The organism is Algoriphagus limi, from assembly GCF_024919275.1.
GTDB lineage: Bacteria > Bacteroidota > Bacteroidia > Cytophagales > Cyclobacteriaceae > Algoriphagus > Algoriphagus limi.
Window position 1 is genome coordinate 293,713 of record NZ_JANWGH010000002.1, and the last position, 26,094, is coordinate 319,806.

17 protein-coding genes are annotated in these 26,094 nt (G+C 41.6%); 7 read left to right on the plus strand and 10 right to left on the minus strand.

Translation table 11 applies throughout. The features are described 5' to 3' along the window. Nucleotides 1–3: 3 nt before the first annotated feature. On the minus strand, nucleotides 4–1,278 hold the full coding sequence (locus NY014_RS09600; protein ID WP_259414378.1) for a hypothetical protein: 1,275 nt from the start codon (nucleotides 1,276–1,278) through the stop codon (nucleotides 4–6). Nucleotides 1,279–1,298: 20 nt separating this feature from the next. Then, nucleotides 1,299–1,877: a YceI family protein gene (locus NY014_RS09605; protein ID WP_259414379.1), complete on the minus strand. Its 579-nt coding sequence runs from the start codon at nucleotides 1,875–1,877 to the stop codon at nucleotides 1,299–1,301. 417 nt (nucleotides 1,878–2,294) lie between these two features. On the opposite strand from NY014_RS09605, the gene uvrA reads away from it, so the two are divergent. From uvrA to NY014_RS09630, 5 genes are all read left to right on the plus strand, one after another. Beyond that, nucleotides 2,295–5,135 carry an excinuclease ABC subunit UvrA gene (gene uvrA, locus NY014_RS09610; RefSeq protein ID WP_259414380.1) on the plus strand — a complete coding sequence of 947 codons (2,841 nt, stop codon included), beginning with the start codon at nucleotides 2,295–2,297 and terminating at the stop codon, nucleotides 5,133–5,135. 72 nt (nucleotides 5,136–5,207) lie between these two features. Beyond that, nucleotides 5,208–6,266 carry a sensor histidine kinase gene (locus NY014_RS09615; RefSeq protein WP_135072692.1) on the plus strand — a complete coding sequence of 353 codons (1,059 nt, stop codon included), beginning with the start codon at nucleotides 5,208–5,210 and terminating at the stop codon, nucleotides 6,264–6,266. An 11-nt stretch (nucleotides 6,267–6,277) separates the two neighbouring features. Further along, nucleotides 6,278–7,012 carry a LytR/AlgR family response regulator transcription factor gene (locus NY014_RS09620; protein ID WP_259414381.1) on the plus strand — a complete coding sequence of 245 codons (735 nt, stop codon included), beginning with the start codon at nucleotides 6,278–6,280 and terminating at the stop codon, nucleotides 7,010–7,012. A 122-nt stretch (nucleotides 7,013–7,134) separates the two neighbouring features. Then, nucleotides 7,135–7,890, plus strand: coding sequence for a LytR/AlgR family response regulator transcription factor (locus tag NY014_RS09625; protein WP_135072690.1), 756 nt, complete (start codon nucleotides 7,135–7,137; stop codon nucleotides 7,888–7,890). Between the two features lie 611 nt (nucleotides 7,891–8,501). Then, entirely contained in the window at nucleotides 8,502–8,912 is a 411-nt protein-coding gene (locus tag NY014_RS09630; RefSeq protein WP_259414382.1) for a hypothetical protein, read from the plus strand. A 358-nt stretch (nucleotides 8,913–9,270) separates the two neighbouring features. On the opposite strand, the gene NY014_RS09635 is transcribed toward NY014_RS09630, so the two are convergent. From NY014_RS09635 to NY014_RS09670, 8 genes are all read right to left on the minus strand, one after another. Then, complete coding sequence (locus tag NY014_RS09635; protein WP_135072678.1) at nucleotides 9,271–9,501, minus strand: hypothetical protein; 231 nt, start codon at nucleotides 9,499–9,501, stop codon at nucleotides 9,271–9,273. 241 nt (nucleotides 9,502–9,742) lie between these two features. Further along, on the minus strand, nucleotides 9,743–11,089 hold the full coding sequence (locus tag NY014_RS09640) for a PhoH family protein (protein WP_135072674.1): 1,347 nt from the start codon (nucleotides 11,087–11,089) through the stop codon (nucleotides 9,743–9,745). Between the two features lie 215 nt (nucleotides 11,090–11,304). Further along, the gene (locus tag NY014_RS09645; protein ID WP_259414383.1) at nucleotides 11,305–14,244 is read right to left on the minus strand and encodes a DEAD/DEAH box helicase; all 2,940 of its coding nucleotides are present in this window, start codon (nucleotides 14,242–14,244) and stop codon (nucleotides 11,305–11,307) included. A gap of 149 nt (nucleotides 14,245–14,393) precedes the next feature. Then, complete coding sequence (locus tag NY014_RS09650) at nucleotides 14,394–15,017, minus strand: lipoprotein signal peptidase (RefSeq protein ID WP_259414384.1); 624 nt, start codon at nucleotides 15,015–15,017, stop codon at nucleotides 14,394–14,396. Nucleotides 15,018–15,021: 4 nt separating this feature from the next. Beyond that, on the minus strand, nucleotides 15,022–18,405 hold the full coding sequence (gene ileS / locus NY014_RS09655) for an isoleucine--tRNA ligase (protein ID WP_259414385.1): 3,384 nt from the start codon (nucleotides 18,403–18,405) through the stop codon (nucleotides 15,022–15,024). Nucleotides 18,406–18,807: 402 nt separating this feature from the next. Further along, the gene (locus tag NY014_RS09660; protein WP_259414386.1) at nucleotides 18,808–19,848 is read right to left on the minus strand and encodes a serine hydrolase domain-containing protein; all 1,041 of its coding nucleotides are present in this window, start codon (nucleotides 19,846–19,848) and stop codon (nucleotides 18,808–18,810) included. 62 nt (nucleotides 19,849–19,910) lie between these two features. Then, nucleotides 19,911–21,014, minus strand: a complete 1,104-nt coding sequence (locus NY014_RS09665) for an acyltransferase family protein (protein ID WP_259414387.1) — start codon at nucleotides 21,012–21,014, stop codon at nucleotides 19,911–19,913. Nucleotides 21,015–21,038: 24 nt separating this feature from the next. Next, complete coding sequence (locus NY014_RS09670) at nucleotides 21,039–21,611, minus strand: ankyrin repeat domain-containing protein (protein WP_259414388.1); 573 nt, start codon at nucleotides 21,609–21,611, stop codon at nucleotides 21,039–21,041. 256 nt (nucleotides 21,612–21,867) lie between these two features. On the opposite strand from NY014_RS09670, the gene NY014_RS09675 reads away from it, so the two are divergent. Together NY014_RS09675 and NY014_RS09680 are read left to right on the plus strand one after the other, a co-directional pair. Continuing rightward, the gene (locus NY014_RS09675) at nucleotides 21,868–23,913 is read left to right on the plus strand and encodes a helix-turn-helix domain-containing protein (RefSeq protein WP_259414389.1); all 2,046 of its coding nucleotides are present in this window, start codon (nucleotides 21,868–21,870) and stop codon (nucleotides 23,911–23,913) included. Between the two features lie 327 nt (nucleotides 23,914–24,240). After that, nucleotides 24,241–26,085, plus strand: a complete 1,845-nt coding sequence (locus NY014_RS09680; RefSeq protein WP_259414390.1) for a tetratricopeptide repeat-containing sensor histidine kinase — start codon at nucleotides 24,241–24,243, stop codon at nucleotides 26,083–26,085. Nucleotides 26,086–26,094: the final 9 nt, after the last annotated feature.

Sequence of the window (26,094 nt, forward strand, 5' to 3'; positions counted from 1 at the left end):
CAATTAGAAGCTAATAGCCGCTTCAAGGTTAACTCCCTTAAACTGACCACCATTGTACTTGTCATCAGTTGCAAATCCAGACTTATATTGCTGATTCACATATTCCAATTTGATAAGGACATTGTTGGTCATAAACCAGCCTCCACCGATATTAGTACGGGTAATTTTCAAGTCGGCAGCATCCTCTGTTGCATTTCCTGTTACAGAATTGTATCGAGCACCTAGGTAGAACTGTTCCATAGCTCCGAATCGATACAAGGCTTCCCCTGCTACTTGGGTAAATTGACCATTTCCTTGGTCTTCAGAGTTATTAGCGATTTCATAGATACCAAAGAACTCAAACCCGGAAACTTTCAAGAATGGGTTGAACTGAATCGCAGACACTTGCTTGAATCGTGGGTTGAACCGACCTTCGAAGTCACTTACTCTACTTGCATCCACTTCTTCCATGATTTTGTAGTAGCGAGATCCAGCCCGGTCACCACCGAAGAGATAAGTACCGGTAGTTGTACCATTATTTATATACCAAGAACCTGTCAAACGGAAGCGTACATCATCATTAAACTGCTTGTCGAAACCTAACTTTCCGTAGAATGATGCCTTATTGTCAGAATTGTTGTTAACGACTACACTTTGATTCAATTTACCGTTAGTAAGACCGATCACACCAATGAACCCGTTTTTTTGGATAGTCAATTCTCCAAAGGCTTCAGTTGAAAACGCATCCATGATATAGTTACCAATGAAAGGGTTGAAAATCACGCGTGCGTTATCGGATCTCCGGAAGTGTGCGTCACCATAGTTGAACTCATCCAAACCTACCGTAATTGTGGCTACGCTCATGAATCCTTCCAAGAATCCAGGGCTGATGAAGTCCAATTTGTCAATCTGCATGTGACCACCTTTTACCCAAGCTTCATTGTGGTGCTTGGAGGAAAGGTATGTTCTCAAGTGCAAGCGAAGACCATCCGCCAATTGAGTGTTGATGTTCAAGTTGGCAGTAGGTAAGTTGACATTAGATCCAAGATCAACCAAATTATTCAAGGAATTAGACTGATTCAATGACTGGAATTGAAGAGCGAAGTCTCCACCAACAAACACCTTCACTTTTTCGAATGTGCTAGTAGTTTCCTTTGGCGTTTCAAAGACATTCAGTCCTCTCTTGTCATTTGCTCTGAAATACTGAAGCTTATCAGATTCACTTTCTTGAGCAAGAGTTGTTGATACGGCTGCGAGAGCAAAGATGCCCACATGCAACCAAGTAAGTAGCTTTTTCATAGTAAAAAGGATTAAAAGGGTTAATTTTTCAATGAGTAAGTGGTATTAAAGCTCAAGGTGAGCTCGTTACCAGTTTTGATGGTTCCAAACACTGCTGTGGGTGGTTCCAAGGAAAATTGTTCAAATGTGATATCTTGTTTTCCTAGGAAAATGACATTATCTCCTTTAACTGTATAGGACACATCAAGAGTGATTTCCCGAACATTTCCAGCAAGATTTAATTTACCTCTCGCCTTGATTCCTGTAGGAGTCAATTGCTCTACTTTTGTGAGTTGGAAAGTGATTTTTGGAAAATCATCTGCCTTGATCGCTTCATAGGCATTCTTGTCCATGGAAGACTTGCCACTTTTAAGGGCTTTTGTTTCCAGAATTAAATTAAGTGACTGGATTTCTGCGATTTTTCCATTTTCCACTTTCAAGATTGCCTGTCCTGCAACTCCATTTTCCGCAACCATATCCCAGTCATGTAAGGTGGATGTCCCTGAAACTTTCAATTCGGCTACATCACTAACTTTGAAAGTTTGCTGAGCCATCGATTGGCTCAAATTAAATCCTAGTAGGAAGGCTAGAATTACTGATAATGTGCTTAGTTTTTTCATAAGATTAAAAGGTTTTATCCGCTTTGGATGATTCAAAAGTAGAGGACAAAAGCTTAGCGAGTCGTGACAAGAGTTAACCCAAAAAGTGACTTTTATCACATATGAAACTGGTGTTCTGTCATTTTGCGATTCGTAATTATATTTTGAACAAAAACTAATTCAGAATCCTTTTCAGAATATTATTAATATTTTTTAAAGAATTTCAATCTTATATTTTTTTAATTTGATAGTTTATAAAAATTACTATTGAATTTTCCGGCAATTCCTCCTCCCGGTTTTGATTCGCTAGGAACTGATCAACATCATCAAAAAATTCTGAACCAATCCTTCCTTGGCTTGTTGTTCCTATTGGCACTTCAATCCCTTTTGGTTGAATAATTTCTTACCTTCGCCATTTAAAATTGCCAAGTCTAGTTTATGAGCCAAGTCACTGCCTCGCAGGAAGAATTCATTGAAATTTTTGGAGCACGGGAGCACAACCTAAAGAATTTGGATGTGAGGATCCCACGCAATCAATTGGTGGTTGTCACAGGATTAAGTGGAAGCGGAAAAAGCTCCTTGGCTTTTGACACCATCTATGCAGAAGGTCAGCGACGCTACCTGGAGAGCTTCTCTGCTTACGCCCGGTCATTTTTGGGCGGAATGGAGCGTCCTGATGTAGATAAAATCAATGGACTTTCTCCTGTTATTGCCATTGAGCAAAAGACTACCTCTAAAAACCCGCGGTCTACCGTGGGTACGGTTACGGAGATTTATGACTTTATGCGCTTGCTCTATGCTCGAGCAGGGGAAGCTTTTTCCTATCTGACAGGGAATAAAATGATCCGTCAGACGGAAGATCAGATTATCGAGCAGCTTTTTTCAAAATTCTCCGGTAAGAAACTTTACCTTCTCGCTCCAGTCGTAAAAGGTAGAAAAGGGCATTATCGTGAACTTTTTGAGCAAATCCGAAAGATGGGATTTTCGAAAGTTCGGATAGATGGTGTGGTAATGGAGATGGTCCCCAAAATGCAAGTGGACCGATATAAAATCCACGACATTGAAATCGTCATTGACCGAATTGTGGCTGATGAAGCAGACCGTTATAGGATTACCCAATCCATCAAATCTGCTTTGCAGCACGGAAAAGGCGTTATGATGGTCCGCGATGAGGAAGGCCAGATTCATCATTTTTCCAAATACCTGATGGATCCGGAGACAGGGCTTTCCTATGATGAGCCAGCTCCCAATCTTTTTTCTTTCAATAGTCCCTATGGAGCCTGCCCAACTTGTAATGGCTTAGGTATCACCGAGGAGATCACCAAAGAAAGCATCATTCCTGATCCTAGTTTAAGCATTACCCGTGGGGGGATCGCTCCACTTGGGGAGTACCGTGATATTTGGATCTTCAAAAAAATCGATGCGATTCTCAAGCACTATAAGTGCAGCATGAGTACCCCTATCGGAAAACTTCCCGAAAAGGTTGTCGATGTGCTTCTGTACGGTTCGCAGGTGGAAGTGGCAGTAGATTCTGTCAAATATCCGGGAACTAAGTGGCATACTACTTTTGAAGGAATCATCAATTTCCTGCAAAAACATCAAGAAGGAAGCTCTGAAAAAGTTCAGGAATGGGTTTCTGAATTTACTGTTACCAAAACCTGTCCAGATTGTGAAGGATATCGCCTAAAAAAGGAGGCTCTGCACTTCAAGATTGACGATACTCACATCGGGGAATTGGCCATGACGAATATCCGGGACTTGGGTAGATGGTTTGAAGGACTCGAGGAAAGGCTAAATGAAAAACAGCAGGTTATCGCTGCCGAGGTTTTGAAGGAAATCCGTAAGCGAATCGGTTTCTTGCTCGATATAGGGTTGGATTATTTGACACTAAATCGTCCTTTGAGGACTCTTTCCGGAGGAGAAGCACAACGAATTCGTTTGGCTACGCAGATCGGAACGCAACTAGTCGGAGTTCTTTACATATTGGATGAGCCTAGCATCGGGTTACATCAGCGAGATAATGTCAAATTGATCAAGGCCCTCCAAAGCTTGCGTGACTTGGGAAATTCTGTCCTCGTAGTGGAGCATGACAAGGACATGATGCTGGAATCAGATTTCGTCTTGGATATGGGGCCAGGCGCTGGCCGACACGGCGGACATGTAGTGGCTCAAGGCCATCCAAAAGATATCTTGAAACAGGGTGGCGTCACAGCCGATTACCTCAAAGGTAAACTAGGCTTACCTATTCCGGAGGAACGAAGAAAAGGAAAGGGTCTTTCCTTAGAATTGGAAGGGGCAACTGGAAACAATCTTAAAAATGTCAATTTAAGCATCCCGCTTGGGACCTTGACCTTGATTACAGGTGTTTCTGGAAGTGGAAAAAGTACCCTGATCCATGAAACCTTATATCCGATCCTAAGGCAACATTTTTACAGTTCCAAAAAAGAACCTATGCCATACTCCAAGATTTCTGGCTTGGAACATTTGGATAAAGTGATCGAAGTAGATCAATCTCCGATTGGACGAACTCCACGATCCAATCCAGCTACCTATACAGGCGTTTTCTCAGATATTCGGGCACTCTTTACAGAATTGCCGGAAGCAAAAATTAGGGGATACAAACCGGGTCGCTTTTCCTTCAATGTGAAAGGAGGACGCTGTGAGGACTGTGAAGGAGCCGGCATGAAACTCATCGAAATGGATTTCCTTCCGGATGTGCATATTCCCTGCGAAACCTGTAAGGGCAAACGCTACAATCGGGAAACCTTGGAAGTTCGATTTAAAGGAAAGTCTATTTCTGATGTCTTGGAAATGACCGTGGAACAGGCAGTGGAATTCTTCGAAAACCAACCTAAAATCCTTCGGAAAATCAAAACCCTGAACGATGTGGGCCTGGGGTACATCACCTTAGGTCAGCATGCGACCACCCTTTCCGGAGGAGAGGCTCAGCGGGTGAAATTAGCTACCGAATTGTCCAAAAAGGATACCGGGAAAACCTTCTATATTTTGGATGAGCCGACCACTGGACTTCACTTCCAAGATATCGAGCTCCTGATGAATGTCTTGCAAAAGCTAGTGGACAAGGGAAATACTGTCCTAATTATCGAGCACAATCTAGACGTGATCAAAGTGGCTGACTATATCGTGGATTTGGGGCCGGAAGGCGGAGATCAAGGCGGACAAATTATAATAGAAGGAACTCCAGAAAAAGTCGCCGCTAATTCCAAAAGTCACACTGGAAAATTCCTGAAGATGGAATTAAATCCGCGAAAGGGGTGACAATCAGTAGAAATGTCCTTTTATCAAAATCTAAAAAGTAGCTTCAGCCTCTTCCTTTATATTTAAGGTTCGATGAACCGCAATCAATTATACTGGCTCTTACAAATTCTCGGATGGGGAAGTATTGCTTTGGTGCAGATCGCACTGGCTTCGCTTTCTCCTACGGGCATTGCCCCTGTCCAAATTTGGGCCCTGATTGTTTTGGCCCAGTTCAATTTAGGGGCCACTCATTTCCTTCGCTTTATCGTCAAGCGCTACAATTGGTTTAAGCTGAAGATTCCCCAGTTACTATTCCAATCCATTTTGGCCATGTTGGCTCTGAGCTTTGTGAATATCGGCGCTCAGATTCTAATCAACTTGGCTTTTGGCACCCTAAACCCTGAAGAGGACTTTCAAATACTTGTAATTCTGGCAAACCTATTCATCGCATTCCTTTTCTATGTGATGTGGTTTTTGCTCTATTTCCTTTTCCACTTTTTGGACAATTACAACACCTCTTTAAAGTATGAGGCCAAAATCAACCAAATCCGACTCAATCATTTAAAAAGTCAACTGAATCCCCACTTTATCTTTAATGCCCTTAACTCCGTAAGAGCATTGGTAGATGAGGATCCAACTAAGGCAAAAAACGCCATCACCCGTATATCCAACATTCTCCGCTTTTCCTTGATGATGGATAAAAAACAAACCATTGATTTTGAGGACGAGCTTAATACGGTAAAGGATTACCTCATGCTGGAATCCATCCGCTTTGAGGAGCGCCTAAAAGTCATTTATAGGATAGAGGATGAGGCTTTTTCCTATAAAATCCCTCCCATGATGCTTCAAACTATTGTGGAAAATGCGATCAAGCACGGCATCTCCAATCTGGTTAAAGGCGGCATCATTGAAATCAAATGCCGGGAAGGACTGGAAGATGATTTGTATATTCAGGTGAAAAACAGCGGACACTTGGCTGTACCACCTAGCTTGAAGCCTACTGCCGATGGAGGCCACGGACTGAGCAATACAGTACAACGCCTCAAGCTGATCTATGGAGATCGGGCCAGTTTTCGGATATTTAACTCCGAAAACGAATTTGTAATCACAGAAATCAAAATACCCAAACAAAGGGTTACCTTAGAACAATAAAAAAACAAACTATGCGAGCCATTGTAATCGATGATGAAAGATTGGCGAGAAAAGAGCTGATCAACCTTCTCAACCAACTGGAAACAGTGGAAGTAGTAGGGGAAGCAGTAAACGTAGAGGATGCCAAAGAAAAGATTGAACAACTCCAGCCGGATGTGATTTTCCTGGACATCCAAATGCCGGAAAAAACAGGTTTTGATCTCTTAGAAGAATTGGATGCTGTTCCTTACGTGATTTTCACGACGGCCTATGATGAATATGCCCTGAAGGCTTTTCAAGTCAATGCCCTGGATTACCTTTTGAAACCGATCGAGCCGAAGCGCTTGGAAGAAGCGATCGCCAAGCTTACCGGGAAAATCGAAAAACAGCAAAAAGCTGAAGCAGAGGCTCAAAGCACCAACTCCAAGAAACTAACTTTGGACGATCAGGTATTTGTGAAGGATGGTGACCGATGCTGGTTTGTTCGCCTTGCTAATGTCAGACTCTTTGAATCTGACGGAAACTACATCAAGGTTTATTTCGACAATTTCAAACCGATGATTCACAAATCCCTGAATGCTTTGGATGAGCGCTTGGATGAAAAGTCATTTTTTAGAGCGAGCCGAAAGCATATCATCAATTTAGGTTGGGTCGAAGGAATCGAACCTTGGTTTAACGGAGGATTGGTCGTAACTCTCAGAGGAGGAGACAGAATCGAAGTCAGCCGACGCCAAGCAGCCCGATTTAAGGAAATGATGAGCCTCTAAAAATATTTCATAGACAAAAAAAAGCATTTGATTTCCGAATTTTATTACTGAACTTAGGAACATCAAGGTTTTGATGTGATAGAAACCTTCTATTTTGTTCACTAAAGTTTGCTAATCAAGCTATGAAAGAAGAGCGGATTCTCATCGTCGAAGACGATCCCAGTATCGCAGAGAATATCCAGGAAATACTTGAGCTCCTTGGATATGTCAACATAGATATCGCCAACTCGGCCAATCAGTGTATCAAGGTCATCAAGAAATACCGCCCCGACCTGATATTCATGGATATCAAGTTAAAGGGCGACAAAGATGGTATTGAATTGGGCGAAATCGTCAAACAAATGGTAGATGCACCATTGGTTTTTGTGACCTCCTACAGTGACCCCACTATCATCGAGCGAGCCAAGCGAATCGCCCCTGCCGGCTTTATCGTAAAGCCTTTCAATACGAATGATATTCATGCCATTGTAGAAATCGTCCTCTACAATAAGCGGACGAAACCTGCTGTGGAGGCGGCAGTGGTCAAAAACGGAAATGAAAGTCCATTCTTGGTAACTGATGCAGTCTTTATCAAAGCCGATAATGCTTTCGAGCGGGTGCCTTATGATGAAATTTATTATGTAGAGGCTAATGGAAATATGGTCACTATTTATACCAAAAATCGGGATTACAGTATCCGGAAATCCATGAAAGAAATCGAGGAGATCTTACCTTCCCATTTGTTTTTGCGAGTTCAAAAATCCTTTATCGTTCACTTAGGACAGATCGAAAGCTTCAATACCAAAGACATCAATCTCAAGTCAGGAGCCGTGGTTCAGGTCGGAAGACAATACTACAACAGTTTCTTGGCGAAATTGAATACCATTACGGAAAGTTAATTAATCACCCAATTAACGAATAAAGAATCCTGCCTCGAGAGAAGCAGGATTTTTTTGCAGTATTATGGTTTAACTCACGCTATAGGAGGGTTAAATCAACAAAAGGAAATCACCGTCCAAGACTTTTTAAAAAGAAGAACAAAACCGAACCCGCTCTGGATTAAACTCCCTTTACTCGGAAAATAGATCAATTTTAATGAAAATACCCTAAGCAAGGCATTTGACATCTCCCAAGAATATCTTTTATTGTAAAAATAAAATTTAGTGGGACTTTTGGGTAAAAAGCGTATCAATTGGTTATACAAATTTAAAGTAGGGAAGGCTATTTAGGTGAATTGCAACTGTAATACAAACCATGATCTTATTGGATCAAGATTAGCCTAGAAGTAAAACCACCGCAAGCAGCCTGTCGAAAACTAATTGATCCCTAAGGGCGTACACCTTTCCCGTAGGTCAAATCTTCATTTGACAAATTATGGAAAAATAAACGCCACAATTCTTAGGGCTTTATGGCGCTTAGCCACCCAAAACAGAACGCTATCCGCCATTTTATGGCGTAAATAAATAAGTTATGTGCAATAAAGCAAAGAACCAATAAATAGAAAATAGAGATGTTCGAAAACTTTTACAATCATGATATTGCCATTCTATTCATAGGAGGAGTATGCGCTTGGTTTCTAGCTGCAACTATTGATACTATAAAGAATGTTCAAGGACGTAATGAAGATGGACGAAATCCTGGTGATAAAAAAACGGACAGAATTTCTGTCGTGCTTCCGAACATTAGAAAGGCGCTGGTAGATTCGGGGATACAACCCCTATTGATTGTAACTTTTGTCAATTTGTTGGATGACCCAAATGAATTAAACGTTATTGGAGTTTTTAGCTTAGTGATCTTTATCATGTTTCATGCATTTTACCTGTCTGACAAGTATTCAGGAAAGCTGTTTTATCAACTTATCATCTTATCTACTTGGGGGATCTATTTTTTCTTCATTAGTTATTCGGCTAACCTATTATAAAATAACCCACACATAACAGCACCTATACTCCACCGCGTTAACTATTTCCAGAATTCGTTTACCTTTAAGGATGCGGCGTTAGTATAGCTGCAAACCGTTATGTGGTAACATTCGCATTTGTTACTTTCCGAATATTAAGTGACTCCCCTATAATTGAATCTTTTTGTGTTAGCATATCGGGAGCTTCTTACTTATGGATTTCATGGTCCATACCCTTATTGATTTCCGAGATATTTATTAATTGAAATAAAAAGTAAATAGCTAAATAAAGTCGGTTTTAAACAAAAAAAAGGTGAGCAAAGCTCACCTCTTTCTAGTAACCAAACAATCAACCAAATTAACCCTTACGAGTTTGTCTTTAAGAAGCCTCAGTTAACTGGGGCTTTTCTGTTTTGTAAATAGTTACCTGAAGGACTTCAGGACCTTTGGCACTTTCAATTCCGACTTGTGGTGTTGGTTTAGTAGTTTCAAATCGGGCAGTATGTTGCAGCTGATCGGCTTCCACTTTTGCTTTGATAACAATCGTCAAAGCCATGGCAAATCCCAGTGCAGCACAGATATTTTTTTGGGTAAAGAATGTAGTATTCATGGCTTTTAATAATTGGTTTGTTTTCGTGACTACCCTATATGCCAAAAGACTACCAAAGTCAAAAAAGGCTTAAAATGAGCTAAAATCAAGGTTTTAAAGGAAAAGCTTGTACGATTTCGGACAGTGTTCTACCACGGACGGACAGAAACTGTACAAATTTCAGCTTTCACTTTTTAGGAGATTTAAGGAAATAAAAAAGCCCATCGACTTCTCGATGGGCTTTATCTTTTTTCCGGTTTTTCTACAATAACTCATTCGCTAGGTTGGCCAACTCGGATCTCTCACCTTTTTCCAGCTTGATATGGGCATAGAGTGGATGATCTTTCACCCGATCAATCAAGTAAGAAAGGCCATTGGATTGAGAATCCAAATAAGGCGTATCAATTTGATGTACATCACCGGTAAAGACAATCTTGGTGTTTTCACCTGCTCGGGAAATGATTGTCTTAATCTCATGTGGAGTTAAGTTTTGAGCTTCATCTACGATAAAGAAAATATTGGAAAGCGATCGACCTCGAATATAAGCCAAAGGCTGAATCACCAATTTTTCCTGATTGACGAGTTCGGTAATTTTCTGGTATTCCTTATCAGTCTCCTTGTATTGATTTTGGATAAACTTTAAGTTATCCCAAAGTGGCTCCATATAAGGGTTCAACTTAGACTTAATGTCTCCAGGTAGATATCCGATGTCTTTGTTGGATAACGGAACAATAGGTCTTGCCAGAAATATCTGCTTATAAAAGCGTCTTTGCTCGAGAGCACCTGCCAAAGCCAATAAGGTTTTACCTGTACCAGCCACTCCTTGAATGGAAACCAACTTGATATTGGGGTTCATGATGGCATGCAGGGCAAAGGTCTGCTCAGCATTTTTTGGCTTGATATTATAGGCCAACTTCTTATCTACCCTCTCTAGAATATTTTCTTCTGGATTGTAATAGGTAAGGACGGAATTCTTATTGTTTCGAAGAATGTAATAGGCATTGGCCTTTCGCTTTCTGGTACCCAAAACTGATTTTGCCTCCACAAAACCTACCTCATAAAGGGTATTGATCGCGTCAACATTTACATCTTCGAGAATGTACTTTCCGGTATTTTCCAGTTCATCAATATTCTTGATTTTACCGGTTTCGTAGTCTTCCGCATGGATTTCCAGGGATTTCGCCTTAAGTCGAAGGTTAATATCCTTGGAAACAAGAATCACCCGTCGATTTTTCTCATGCTCCTTGAGGTATAAAGCTGCGTTGAGAATTTTGTGATCATTCTTTTCTTCCCCGAAAATCACATTGGCATTCAACTTATTGTCGGGATTCATCAGAACCTTGAAGTTCCCCTTGGTCTTTCCATTAAGCGGAGTCCATTCGTGGATCATGTGATCCTGTGAAAGCTTATCCAGCAATCGAATAAATTCCCGGGCTTCAAAGTTTTTGGTGTCATTGCCTTTTTTGAACTGATCAAGTTCCTCCAGCACCGTGATTGGAATCACCACGTCGTGCTCGGCAAAATTCATGATGGAGTTGTGTGCGTAAAGAATCACAGAAGTGTCTAGCACAAAGATTTTCCGATCTTTATCGGATTTGGCTCTAGGCATGTGCAGGAAAATGTTAGTGGTAATCGTTGTAATAATTTAGAAAAATATCAGAACCCTTGTACATGATTTAACAATAAATTATGGTTAAACCTTGAACTTAAAAGTCATCTTACTGAGAATCAAAATGATAAAAATGAGTTCCAAGCTTGTAAAGTTGCAAAGTGAAAAGGCTGAGCACTCACTTAGCAACATTATCACTTTACAACATTTCAACTTTAATCCAATAAAGCCCTAATATCCTCATTGTCGAGGCTTTTCATAAAGCTTTCTTCGCTTCCAATCAATTCACCCGCCAAGGCCAATTTTCTATCCTGGAGAGCCATGATTTTTTCTTCGACAGATCCTCTACTGATGAATTTGTAAATAATGACCTTGTTTTCCTGACCAATCCGATGTGCCCGGTCGATCGCCTGTGACTCTACGGCTGGATTCCACCAAGGATCCAAAAGGAACACATATTCCGCTTTGGTCAAGTTCAAACCAACCCCACCCGCCTTCAGGGAAATTAAAAATACTTTCACTTTGTCATCTTGCTGGAACCGTTCCACCTGCGCTTGTCTGTCTTTAGTCGAACCATCCAAATAGCAGTAATCGATGTTTTCTGAATCTAAATATTCCCGAACAATGGACAAATGCCTTACAAATTGGCTAAACACCAAGACCTTGTGATCTTCCGAAATGGTCGATTGCAGCATGTAGGTCACATCCTCCAATTTCCCTGAATTCCCCTCATAGTCATCTCGAACTAACTTGGGGTGATTGGCAATTTGGCGGAGTTGAGTTAGACCTCGAAGTAAGGTGAATTGCTGTCTTCCCAAGTTGGCAATTGGATTTTCGCCGATGATTTTCTCTCGATAATAGGTCTTTACCTCCTCGTAGACTTTCTCCTGCTCAGCAGTCATCGCAGAGAACTTCACATTGGTAATCTTCTCTGGCAGGTCAGTCGCAACTTGGGATTTCAGTCTTCGAAGAATAAAAGGCTTAATCAGCGCATGAAGCTTAGCTGATTTGTCCTTGTCATTTTGCTTTTCAATGGGCTGCAAAAACTGTTTCTTGAAACTATTCTGAGAGCCCAAAAGTCCTGGGTTCACAAAATTCATCTGAGACCACAAATCCATGGTTCCATTTTCTACCGGAGTACCCGTCAAGATAAGCTTCTGCTTACTTTTCAGCTTATTGACCGCATTGGCGATGTTACTGCTTGGATTTTTGATTGCTTGGGACTCATCCAAAATCACATAATTGAAATAAAAATCCTTCAATATATGAATGTCCAAACGGGTAATCCCATAGGACGTCAACACCAAATCATACTCACGGAATTTCCAGGGGTCTTTGATACGTTGAGTTCCGGAGTAAACCAAAATCTTCAGATCCGGACAAAACTTTCTAGCTTCTAATTCCCAGTTGTATATCAGGGAAGTAGGCATCACCAACAAAGAACAGAACCCTGGATTTTCTTCCTTTTCATAAGCCAAAAGAGCCAGGGTTTGAACGGTTTTTCCCAAACCCATATCATCGGCTAAGCAGCCTCCGAATCGAAACTCATTTAAAAAACGCAACCAATTATATCCTGCTTTTTGATAAGGACGCAGCGTGCCTTCAAAGCCTCTCGGCATCTCATAATCATCGATACTATCAAAATCCCGAAGTTTTTCAAGTTTTCGACTCAAGCTTAGCTGCACCAAATTCCCTTCCTCCAACTGCTTCGCCAAGGCTAGGTGATGCTTTCGCATGATGACTTGGCCATCGACGGTACCTTCTTCCATGAAGGAGAAAAGCTCGGAATAATTCACAAACCAAGAAGCTGGGATTACAGCCATTTCACCATTTGGCAACTCAAATTCGGTCTGCCCTTTCATCACCATCTTTCGGATTTTAGCAAAAGGAACCAAGTATACACCGAATTTGATCATGGCTTTCACGTCAAACCAATCAATGCCCTCATTGACCTCAATGCTGATCTGAGCTTTTCCGATGTGGTAGATTTTTCCATCGGGATTGGATCGCTGTTGGATTTTAATATTCTTCTCAGACAACAATTCCTCATTTTCCCCTATCCATTCAAAAGCCTGTGTTTTCGGAAGCTCAACCTTTCCATGGCTCAAATTCAGACCTAATTTCTTGATATAGGAGACGATGGATTTTTCCTTTTGAACAGCCCGAATGGTCTGCTTAAACATGAATTCTCCATCCTTTTCAATCAGAGTAACCGGCTGACTGGAAGCGGCATCATCCGCCTTCCCCAAAGGATAGTTTTCGTCTCCGTATTGGAAACGCATCTCAAAGACGATTTTAGCCTCTTCTCCGTTTTCTGCAGCACCTTCAAAAAGACCCTGATCTGTTCCGGCTAAAGTATGAATTCGGATAATCGGTTCGGGTTTTCCATGCTCCCTTGAAACTTCAAAACCCCTGGCATCGACCTCATATTGAGTCATCATAGGGGCCATGAATTTCCGGAAATACACAGGCTCCATTTTCTTCTCAATCAGAATAAATTTCTTCTTCAAAAAAGGAAGAAGCTTCATTCCATCCACATGCTTGTGAAAATGATATAGCTTTTGTTCCACCGTAAACCAAGCGGGATCTTTCGCCAATAAATAACCTCCTCTGCCATGAATCAGGACCGACTCGCCCTTGTATTTGATTGTGGGATAGTAGTGAGTATTATCCGGGTTTTTATGAAAATGAAAAATGATGGAAGCAGGCTCTGGCATGACCTCAATTTCCTTCCAAGTAGGGCTTCCATCCGAACCCATTTCAAACAATCTTCTTCCGATTAATTTGGGCAGAATGGCAGAACGTTGACGTTCTAAGCGAATTTCTACAAGTTCTTGAACCTGTTTGTTTTCTGTTTTTGGGTCATAAATCTGCTGCAGGTAATCCTTGGGCCGGACTTTTTTCTTCTGCGGCAAATAAACTTTGATTACCTCCTCAGGTTGCATGGCATCCATGAGTTTAATCAACTCATAGTCGCGCTCATCTAGTCCTGCATCAAATTCCTGAGCATTAGCCGAACTGATATTTTGATATGCCAGCGAAAGCCTGCCTTGCTCATCCAACTGGACTACAAAAGATTCAAACAATAATCCTAAATACTCATGACTGAAAATAGAATATACTATTTGAAATGGCTTGCTGGGATCTACAATCATCTAAATATTATTTTATCAAAAGAACCAAGGCTTTAAAGAGTGCAAGCTTCGGCTAATTTAGAAAGGGTAATAGCTCGAAAAATAATAAAAAAACCCTTTTGCATCGCTGTCAAAAGGGTTTTTATTGATCATTTCTTGTAGAAATAGTTCTATTGTTCTAAAGGAGCGCTTTCCTGATGGTGATTTTCCTTCGGTTTCTCCGGGAAAAATTTTCCCTGAAAAATCAAAATAATAGCCACTCCAATAAATATGGCCGCATCGGCAACATTAAAAATTGGCCAAAGGGCAGTATAGGAACCACCCCAAATAGGCACCCATTCAGGTATATATCCTTCCCAAATATCAAAATAAAACATATCCACTACTTGCCCATGTAGCCAAGGTGTCGGTGCATCATATGGAGCATTTCTTAACCAAACTCCATAAAATATAGAGTCTACCAAATTGCCTATAGCACCTCCCAATATCATAGCAATACATATGATATATACCGGATGTTGTTTCTTTTTTATGATATAGTATAGATAATATCCTATACCAAACATGGCGAATAATCGGAAAGAAGTAAGGATCAATTTCCCGTATTCTGTCCCAAGCTCCATCCCAAAAGCCATTCCTGGATTCGTGGTGTAATGCAGCTTAAACCAGTCTCCGAAAATTATGATCTGACCTGGGGTACCAAAATCCATTTGGAAGTGAACCAGCATTTTGACCGCCTGATCAATGGCGATTACCAAAAGCGTGATTCCAAAATATTTAAGGTATTTATTCATCTTATTAGTTGCCTTCCGCCTTTTGGACTATAACAGCGATTTCGAAATCATCCATGTCCAAAAGAGTTCCTCCTTTAGCTTCTTCTGTCACACGCAAACTCAGCGCTTGGGTTTCAGATTGAATGTAAGAACCGAAATTTTCTACGGAAGCATCCACCAATGTATTACCATCAGCGATTTGAATGTGAATTTTATCCTGTACTTCCAGCCCCATCTCCTTTCGAAGATTTTGGATTCGATTGACTAGATCACGGGCGACTCCCTCCTGCTTCAATTCCTCAGTCACTGTCACATCTAGAGCTACCGTTACGCCTCCATCAGAAGCTACCGACCAGCCAGGAATGTCTTGTGAAGAAATCAAGACTTCTTCCAAAAGTAAATCCACTGCTTCCCCATCTACATCGATGGATAATTTACCTTCTCGTTCTATCTGATTGATCTCATCCTGACCCCAAGATTTGATAGCAGCAACCACAAAGCGCATCTTTGGACCATACTTTTTACCCAAAACAGGCAAGTTCGGCTTCACTTCTTTCACCAAAATACCGGAAGCATCATCCAAGAATTCAATTTGCTTGATGTTTACTTCTGTTTTGATCAATTCGGCTACGTGTTCGATTTGCTCCTGCGTCTTTTTGCTGAGCACAGGAATCAAAATACGCTGCAAAGGCTGTCTCACTTTTAGCTTTTCCTTCTTTCGAAGTGAATGCACCAAGGAAGAAATAGTTTGAGCCAATTCCATGCTTCTCTCCAAGTCTTCATCGATCAAGGATTGATTTGCCGAAACCCAATCGGTCAAATGCACGGATTCTTTACCACCTTCTCCTGCTTCAGTCAAGTTTTTGTATAACCAATCTGAATAAAAAGGCGCAAAAGAAGACATCAACTGAGTCAAGGAAAGCAAGCACTCGTATAAGGTTTCGTAAGCTGCCTGCTTATCCGCATTCATCTCTCCTCTCCAGAATCGCTTTCGAGCCAGACGAACGTACCAGTTGGACAGTTGGTCCACAGTAAAATTCATGATCGCTCGGGTAGCTCGGGTAGCATCGTATTGATCCATTGCTTCCTCCACTTCCGCGATCAAAGACTGCAATTTGGAGATAATCCACTGATCGAGTTCAGCACGATCTTTCACTGCAATAGCCTTGGATGGATCATAGATAAATGCATCCAAATTGGCATAAAGCGCGAAGAAATTATAGGTATTTTGAAGGGTTCCAAAGAAGCGACGCTGCACTTCAGTCACACCATCCAAATTGAATTTCAAATTGTCCCAAGGATTAGCATTGCTAAGCATGTACCAGCGAAGTGCATCTGGACCGTATTCTTTTAGGGTCTTGAATGGGTCAACGGCATTGCCTAATCGCTTGGACATTTTGTTTCCGTTTTTATCCAAAACCAGACCATTAGCGATTACATTTTTGAATGCTACGGAATCAAACAGCATCACCGCGATTGCATGCAAGGTGAAGAACCAACCTCGCGTTTGATCCACCCCTTCAGCGATGTAATCGGCAGGAAAATTATGCTTGAAAATGGATTGATTTTCAAAAGGAAAATGCCATTGCGCATACGGCATGGCTCCGGAATCAAACCAAACGTCAATCAAATCAGGCTCACGGAACATCTTTTCTCCCTTGGAAGAAACCAAGATCACATCGTCCACATAAGGTCGGTGTAAGTCGAGTTCTTTTCCTTCATAAGGAGATTTTTCCATGAAACCGGCCGCGATGGATTTTTCGATTTCAGTGTTGAGTTCAGAGATCGAACCGATGCATTTTTCTTCCGAACCGTCACTTGTTCTCCAGATCGGAAGTGGAGTCCCCCAGAAACGGGAGCGGCTCAGGTTCCAATCCACCAGATTTTCCAACCAGTTACCAAAACGACCAGTTCCAGTCGCCTCAGGCTTCCAGTTGATAGTTTTATTAAGTGCTACCAGTTGATCTTTGTAAGCGGTTGTTTTGATAAACCAGCTTTCTAATGGATAGTAAAGCACCGGTTTATCTGTACGCCAGCAGTGTGGATAGCTGTGTTCGTATTTCTCAACCTTAAAGGCTTTATTTTCATTTTTCAGAATGATGGAGATAATAATATCGGTGTTTTTATAATCCGAAGCACCTTCATCATCTTCCGTGTAATTCTTCACAAAGAAATCATCTGGGCCAAATTCTTTATGAGCCGTGATTCCATGTTCCTTCATTTTAGCAGCCAGATATTCACCTACTACAGGAAGGAATTTCCCTTGCTTATCCACCACCGGGATGTCATTGCCCAATTCGTCCTTTACAAATACTCCGGGAACATTATTCTGAACCAAAGTTCGGAAGTCATCCGCACCAAAGGCTTTAGCCAAGTGCACGATACCAGTACCATCTTCAGTAGTGACATAATCTCCAGCAACAACGGTAAAGGCAGGATACGGTAGCGCCAACCCTTCGATCGGGAAAAGTTGCTCATATTCCCAGCCGAGCATATCTTTCCCTTTGAACTCTTCTATGATTTCAAAAGGGATCAACTTGTCGCCCGGCTTATAATCCTCCAATTTCAGATCAGCAGCCTTTGGGTTGAGATATGCTCCCATTCGAGCCTTCGCCAAAATCACGTTGACAGGCTCAAAAGTGTAAGGATTAAAAGTCTTAACCTTTACATAATCAAGCTTTTCCCCAATCGCCAAAGCCGAGTTGGATGGCAAAGTCCAAGGCGTAGTAGTCCAAGCCAGGATGTAAGTATTATCCTGATTTTTGAGCTTAAACTGAGCCGTAATGGAAGTATCCTTAACGTCTTTGTAAGTTCCCGGCTGATTCAGTTCGTGAGAAGAAAGACCCGTTCCCGCTGCCGGAGAATACGGCTGAATCGTGTAGCCTTTGTATAAAAGGCCTTTTTCATAAAGCCGCTTCAAGAGATACCAAAGGGTCTCGATGTACTTGCTGTCAAAAGTAATGTAAGGATCATCCAGGTCTACCCAATAGCCGATTTTCTCGGTCAGGTCATCCCATTCATTTTTATAGCGCATGACCGTTTCCCGACATCGCTTATTGTATTCCTCCACGGAGATTTTCTTACCGATATCTTCCTTGGTGATACCAAGCTCCTTTTCAACTTGCAATTCTACAGGAAGGCCATGCGTATCCCATCCGCCTTTACGCTTCACTTGAAAGCCGCGAAGGGTTTTGTATCGACAAAAAATATCCTTGAGCGTCCGGGCCATGACATGGTGAATTCCGGGAGTTCCATTAGCCGAAGGCGGTCCCTCATAAAAGGTAAAGGTCTGAGCCCCTTCCCGGTTGGCGATGGACTTTTCGAAGATCTGATTCTCTTTCCAATAGGCCAGTACAGACTCTCCGATATGCGGATAATCTACCTGCTTAAATTCCTGATACGTTTTCACTGCTTCCTGCTTATCGAATTCCTTTTTGAATGGATTTTTGGCGTGACCCCAGCTTGCTGGGGTCGGGCTATCCGCTCTTATCCACCTGCTATGCAGGATGGATACCGCTTCTATCCCTCACGCGGGCCTATGCCGCTCAAAACAAGGCACAAAGATAGCAGAATTGGGCTTTTTGGGGAAAGAAAATGCGAATACCTTTTGGAATTCGCTGGAAGTCAAATGGATGATGCCGAATTAAGAAAAATCAGGATCTAAGAAGACAATAACCTATTGAGCCTTCTTTTCCCCTCTTCTCTGAAAATCAATCGCCTTAATACGTGAGGTAATAAACGGAAAGTGCCTATTTAATATCCGGTCAGTGAAGACACTCACTGGGGCAGAAGAAAAGTAAACCTCCCTTTTTTACTCTGATTGTTCCTTCAAAATCTTAACTACCCGATTGTAAACAATCTCGTGAATGTTCCAAGCATATCCCCCATTGGTATTGACAAACTGCACCACAACTGCATCGATATCCGGATGGTATTTCGCAATGCTTTGGTAGCCGGGCACCAGGCCTGTATGTTCATACACATAAATGGAGGAATAAATCTCCTGCTCTTCTTCGGTCAACAAACTCCCATCATTTAAGGCTCGGAGGAAAATTCCGACTTCCTCTGCAGTTGAAATCATCGATCCTCCGGGATGGATAAAATCATTTCCTTTGATGTCCAAAGGATATCCGATAAAGTACCCACTCATCAGTTCCTCGGGATTAATTTCCGATAGGAGACTATAGGTTCGCTTTAGACCCAATGGCTCCAAAATCTCTGTTCGGATAAAGTCATGATGGGAATAACCCAAAGTCTTGTCCAAAATCTCCCCAATCAGGACATAATTGGTATTACAATAGGCATAGTCAGCTCCCGGCTCGAAATCAGCAGGCAAACCATAAATCAGCTCTAAAGCCTGACTGTTTTCGGTAAAAGGATCGCCCCAGGGATAGTCAGGTTGATCAGAAAAATTTGGAATCCCAGAGCGATGCTGAACGAGCATGCGAAGCGTGATTCGATCTGAATTCTTAATATGTTTAGATATTTCAGGAAGCAAATCAGCCAAGGTATCATCCAAAGAAAGCTTTCCACTAGCAACCATTTTGCTTACTGCTGCGGCGATATAGAGCTTACTGATACTGGCAATCTTGAAGAGCGAATTTGGGTCAGCTGGGATTTTCTGATCCCGATCTTTCCAGCCTGCGGAATAGAATTGAGGCTCTTTTCCCCCTTGGTCTACATAAACAATGATTCCATCCAATTTATAATCTATCGCCTTATCCACCTGCTCTTGTACCGTATCGGGAAGTGGAGCCAACCAGGCCCGAAGAATAAGCCAAGGCGTAAAGTAAATAGTACTAGCAATAGCAATCAGAGGCATGAGTATTCGGAAAATCGTTTTGGTTTTCATTTGCGTTTTGGATTCATTTGAAAGCCTTGACAAATCTTTAGCAAGAATGAGTTTAGCCTCTTTTAAATCTTTTGAGTTGAAGCACTAACAGAAATACTTTTTGTTGCTGCTTTTTTAAAATCCCAAGAAAGCCCAAATAAAGGCCTGAGGAAAGGAATTCTTCTGATTAAGAATTCAAAAACGACAAAACAGAATCCTGCGGTAAATCCGACGATGCCAATGAATTTAAGCAAAACTGGTAAGTTAAATGGCAAAATCACCCAGGCTGCTGCATGAAGGGCCACCATATGGATGATATAAACTGGATAAGCTGCCTGACTCAAATAGCTAAGCAAAGCGCTGGGCTTATTCAAATATTTATATCCAAATCCGAAAATTGCAAATATCCAAGTATTGGACTCGATGGCCAGCAGATAGCCCGGAGCAGCTAAATCAAATACCAGCAAACGAGTTAGATAAAACCCTAATGCCAAAGCTAGATAAGCCCAGCGCCATTTTAGGATTGTTTCCCAAAAGGCCTTTCCACTGTAGACGAGTAGAAACCCACAAAAGAAGGCCAATAGACCAAGAAAAAAGCCGTGCCATGTCAAGGCATACATTTCAAAGACTTGAGGCTTGACCAACAACACTTCCAGTACAAACAACAAAGAAAGCGAAAGCGGACCAAAGGGATTCCCCATAAAGGCTTCCAATTTGCGCTTAAACCGTCCACTTTCGTTTTTTTTAAGGAAAAAGAAAAGAGGTGTCAATAGCAGAACATAAGCGAAAATATTTCCTAAAAACCATAAATGTGCTGGATGCGGCACATATCCTAAGGGCAAATGGTAGTAGGCCTGGAAAATCAGGAAATGCAGGGGTACAATCGCAACCATCCCAAAAAGGAAAGGAAGCAGGATTCGTTTGCTGCGCTCCATTAGTAGTTGCTTCCAATTTCTCTTTCGGATAGCAAAGTAAACGCCCATTCCAGAAACATAAAATAGAAATGGAATTCGCCAAACATTGAGCAAGGACATAGGTTTCCAAAGTCCTTCCATGAGCTCATTGCTTTTTATAAAGCCCAAAAACATGGCCCATGGCTGAAACACAATCGCAATGTGGTAGATCAGCAGCAGGGCGATTGCAATCACCCGCAGCCAATCAATATCGTATCTTCTTTGAGTAGTCATGATCGTAAATCAAGAAATGATAAACTATTGAAGCATCATCGCGATGACTGGACGGGTCTTTTCCAGTTGTTCCATATCCAATTCCAATCCCAATGGACCTAATTGCTGCTTCATCATCTCATAGATTGGCTTGACTTCTTCAAAGGAACCCATCACTGTTTCCCGAGGAGTAAATCCGAAATTATTCTTTAGGGTCTTATCCGCATCGGCATCGAGAAGCATTTGGACGATTTCTACTCTGCCGAAGAATGCAGCGACGTGAAGTGGCGTAGCTCCATCATTATTGACGAGCGAAAGGTCTGCTCCTGCTTCGATGAGGGATTTAGCGATTTCAGTTTTTCCAAACGTTATGGCAGAAACCAAAGGAGTGGATCCACTAAATGGCTCCTTTTCATTGATATCCGAGCCTGCGGCAATATGCTGCTTGACTACCTCTAAATTATTGGTCATGACGGCAGTATGAATATCAAGTTGTGGCTTCTCGACTTGTTGGCTTTGCACGGTTTTTTCTTGGGCTTTGGTACAGGCGGGGAATAAGGCTGCCACCAATAAAAGGCCAAGGATGACTTTGAGCGAGTTGAATTTTAACGTTTTCATGATCTTGTTTTTTGTGTGAGAACTTTTTGATTTTTGTTTGAGACAAAGTTCGCACAGACCTAAGGGGCGGATGTAATAGGCAGGATGCCAAAAGCATAAAGTATTGAGCAGCCATAAAAATTATGACGCATCCTTATAAACTATGGCGCATCCTTGATAGGAAAGCAGGAGAATCTTCGGAAAAACAGGCTTTGGCTTTCAGTAAATTTCCCTACCTTGAATTCTTATTTTTAGCATGGCGGAGCCCCAAAAACATATGGAAGACTTTCTCACGCAGGCCACTGCGATCGTGGTTGAGCGAGCTTCAGACGAGCAATTTGGAGTGTCCGAGCTGGCCGAAGCGATGAATATGAGTCGCTCCAACCTGCTTCGAAAAGTGAAATCGGCAACCAATCTCTCTGCCAGCCTATTTATCCGTCAGGTACGATTGGAAATTGCCATGGAATTGTTGAAGGAAGGAAATCTGAGCGTTTCTGAAGTTTCCTACCGAGTCGGTTTTGGAAGCCCTTCTTATTTCATCAAATGCTTTCGGGAGCACTATGGATTTTCCCCCGGTGAAGTAGGAAATAAAAAGGTGGAAGAACTCCAAAAAGCTGAAAATCCAATTTCAAAATATACAGCAAGAAATCGACATCAATATTGGGTTTTCACAGGTTTAGCAGTGATCCTGTTAATAGCTTTGGCCTACTTCTTTTGGCCCAAAAACAACGAAGAACCATCTCAGGAAGAAAAATCCATAGCAGTCCTCCCCTTCAAAAATGAAAGTGCTGATTCGACCAATCTGTACTTCGTGAACGGACTGATGGAGTCCACCCTCAATAATCTTCAGAAAATCAAAAATCTCAGGGTTATCAGCCGCTCATCGGTAGAGAAATACCGAAATACCAACAAAAGCATCCCTGAAATGGCTGAGGAACTGGGCGTGAGCTACTTTGTCACGGGCAGTGGGCAGAAAGTCGGTGAGCAGGTTTTGCTAAGTATTCAGCTCATCGATGCCACAAATGAGCGCCAAATCTGGGCTGAACAATACAACCGTAGGCTGGCTGATATCTTTTCTCTTCAAAATGAAATCGCCACCCAAATCACCGATGCGATCAAGGTAATCGTGACGCCGACCGAACTCCAACAAATTGAAAAGCGGCCAACGGAAAATCTTCTAGCCTATGACTATTACTTGCAGGCATTAGAGCCCTATCACTCTAGGACCGATGAGGGGCTTCAAAGAGGAATCGAACTCTTCGAAAAGGCGATTGAGCAAGACCCTGAATTTTCCCTGGCTTATGCCCACGTGGCTATTAGTTACTATTTACTGGAGATGTTTCGGTCGGAAAAGCTTTACACCGAAAAAATCAATTTCAATGCCGACAAAGCTTTGCTTTACGACTCAAAATCTGCTGAAAGCCTGACTGCAAAGGCTTTTTATTATATCCAAAGTGAGGATTTTTCTTTAGCTCTTCCTTATCTACAGAAGGCCCTGGAGTACAATCCTAATTCTTCCTTGGCAATTCAAATGCTAGCAGATTTCTATTTTCGCTTGGCCCCCGATACGGAAAAGTACTTGGAATATGCCCTGAAAGCAGTCCAGCTCCAAGTCGCAAGCGGTGACTCCACTACCCAAAGCTACAGCTTTCTACAGCTCGCCAATGCCCTGATGACAGCTGGATTTGTGGAGCAGGCTAGGGAGTTTATCGATCGTTCACTCGTTTATGATTCCACTAATTACTATGCCCCGCACCTGAGAGCTTACATCCTTTTTGCCGAAGAGAAGGACAACTCCAAAATGCGTCGGCGCCTGATTCAGGCATGGGAAAATGATAAAAGTCGATTGGATATTTTACAGGACATTGGCAAATTCTACTATTTGGATGAGATGTATGACAGTGCTTTTTTCTATTATCTACAATTTGTAGAAGCACGAAAAGCCAATGGGTTGCGGATTTACGAGTTGGAAAATGCCAAAATCTCCTTGGTTTATGAGAAAATGGGAAGAGATGAAGAGGCAAAAAGTCTATTCCAAGAATTTTCTGACTTTGCTGAGTCTGATGAATCCATCTATCGAAATATTGCCTTAGCAAACAAATATGCGATCCTAAAAGACTGGGAAAAGGTCATGAATCATCTAAAAGCCTTTGCAGACGAAGAAAATAATCAATTTTGGTTTTTATACCTGAAGGATGAACCGGTTTTTGCACCTTTAAAATCCCGCTCCGATTTCCAATCAACCATGCAGAAAATTGAGGACAAATTCTGGGAGCAACATGATCGAATTAAAAAGATTTTGGAGAAAAAAAAGTTGATTTAGAAATACAGAATATAAAAATCGGAGACAGATTCCTTTTTTCTTTGCTTAAAAATCCCCTTTCGAAACTCTACTTAGAATGCATAAATATTAGTTGCGAGCACCCAATTAAACAGAAATAACCAACGAAAAAATTGTGATTAAAAAAGTAGAATGAATTTACCTTGAATAGCTAACCACTTAACTTTGAGACGATCTTACTTCCTCCTTTTTTTCCTCCTTTTTTCTTTTTTAGAGGCAAAAACATTCGCTTTTGATGATTCGAAAACAGACAGTTTAGAGCTAATCTTTCAAAACAAAAACTTATCTGATTCAATCCGCTACCGTGCGATGCAACAGCTTACCTTTTCGATGATTTTCAGGGAAGGTGAACTAGCTAAAATAAAAATTAAAGAAGTCCTCAAAACTGCCGAAAAGGAAGTCGGCAAAACCAAGATTTACTTTAACATGTTGCAAAACCTCGGAATCTATTATGATGTGAATCAACAAACCGACAGTTCCTTACTTATTTTTTCGGAGATATTGGAAGAGAGCCAAAAACAAGGATGGAAAGCTTTGGAACAGCGGTCATTCAATAATTTAGGGATGAATCGGCTCAACTCTTCGGACTACAAATCAGCCATTGATTATTTCTCCAAGTCTCTGGAGATCAGCCGAAATGATCCCAATGCCCTCGAAGCTAATTTTGTGAGCAGTATTTCGAATCTTGGGCTTGCCAATCAGGAACTCGAACTTTACGACCAAGCTATCAAGTATCATCTGGAAGCTTTGGAAATCCGGGAGCGATTAAAGGATCCAAACGGAATTGCAATTTCATCTGCAAATCTGGGTATTTGCTACAGGCTTATGGGAGAAGAGGAGCGGGCTGAAAAATACTATCGACAAGCCATTGAAAATGCCAAAACTGCTGAAAATAAGGTCCTTTTTCACCGAGTGCATGACAACCTCGGAGCTCTTTATATAGGACAAAAAAACTATGAAAAGGGACTACTGATGCTAACTATCGCCTTGGATGACTCGGACGGCTTTACTCCTGACCCCAAAATGGAACTCAGCATCGTAAGTAATGCGGCCTCAGGGCACATTGATTTGGGGCAAACAGATAAGGCACTGGAATTTGCCAACCGAGGGCTTCAGGTATTGGATGAAAACCCGGAGCTAGTTAATTACTCCTTAACCCTGAAAAATGCCTTAGCAAAAATCTATTTCAGAAAAGGAGACTTTGAGAAAGGAAATGCCTACTTGGAGGAATATGTAGAATTGAACAAGAAAGTTTTCAATGAGGAAAACGCCAAACTTCTGACAGATTTGCAAGTACGATATGATCTAGAAAAAAAGGAAAATCAAATTGCTTTGCAACAATCTGAAATCTTAGAGCAAAGTGCTATCCTTCAAAGAAATTATTTTGGCTTTGCCGCCTTGGGCTTACTCTTGCTTATGTTGGGTGGTACTTTTGTTTTCTATCAAAAACAAAACAAACGAAAGCAAGATCTCCTTTTAAAAGACCGGAAGCTGAAAGTCAAGGAAGCCTATATCCAAGCCTCAATCGAATCTCAGGAACAGGAACGCCGGCGAATGGCTCAAGACCTTCATGATGGATTTGGACAATATATTTCAGCCCTTCGGATGTATGTCTCCCAACTCAAAAGCAATCAGGCTCAGGAAGAATTAAAAACTGAACTCGTCAGCCGAACGGATTTAGTTTTGGATGAAATGTCCAAGGAAATCAGCAATGTGGTCTATGACCTCATGCCGGCTACATTAATCCGCTTTGGGTTGATCCCGGCTTTGGAGGATTTAGCTCATCGCATCAATGCAGGTCAAAAAGTCCACCTCGATATTTTGACAGAAAACCTTCCCAATCGAATGGATGAATTGGTCGAAATCAATCTTTTCAGAATTTGTCAAGAATGGATCAATAATGTGCTCAAGTACGCCCAAGCCCATCAAATCTCTCTCAGAATCTCTCAAAATCATGGAACTGCCCAACTTCAAATCTTGGATGATGGGAATGGTTTTGATGCAGGTATTTTCAAACAAAGCAAGCGAAACGGCTGGAGAAATATCACCACGCGCACAGAGCTGCTTAATGGAAAACTGGAACTATTTACCCAGCCGGGACAGCAGGGGACAGAACTTTTAGTTACTTTTCCGTATGTTCAACACCCAAATTAATTTGATTTT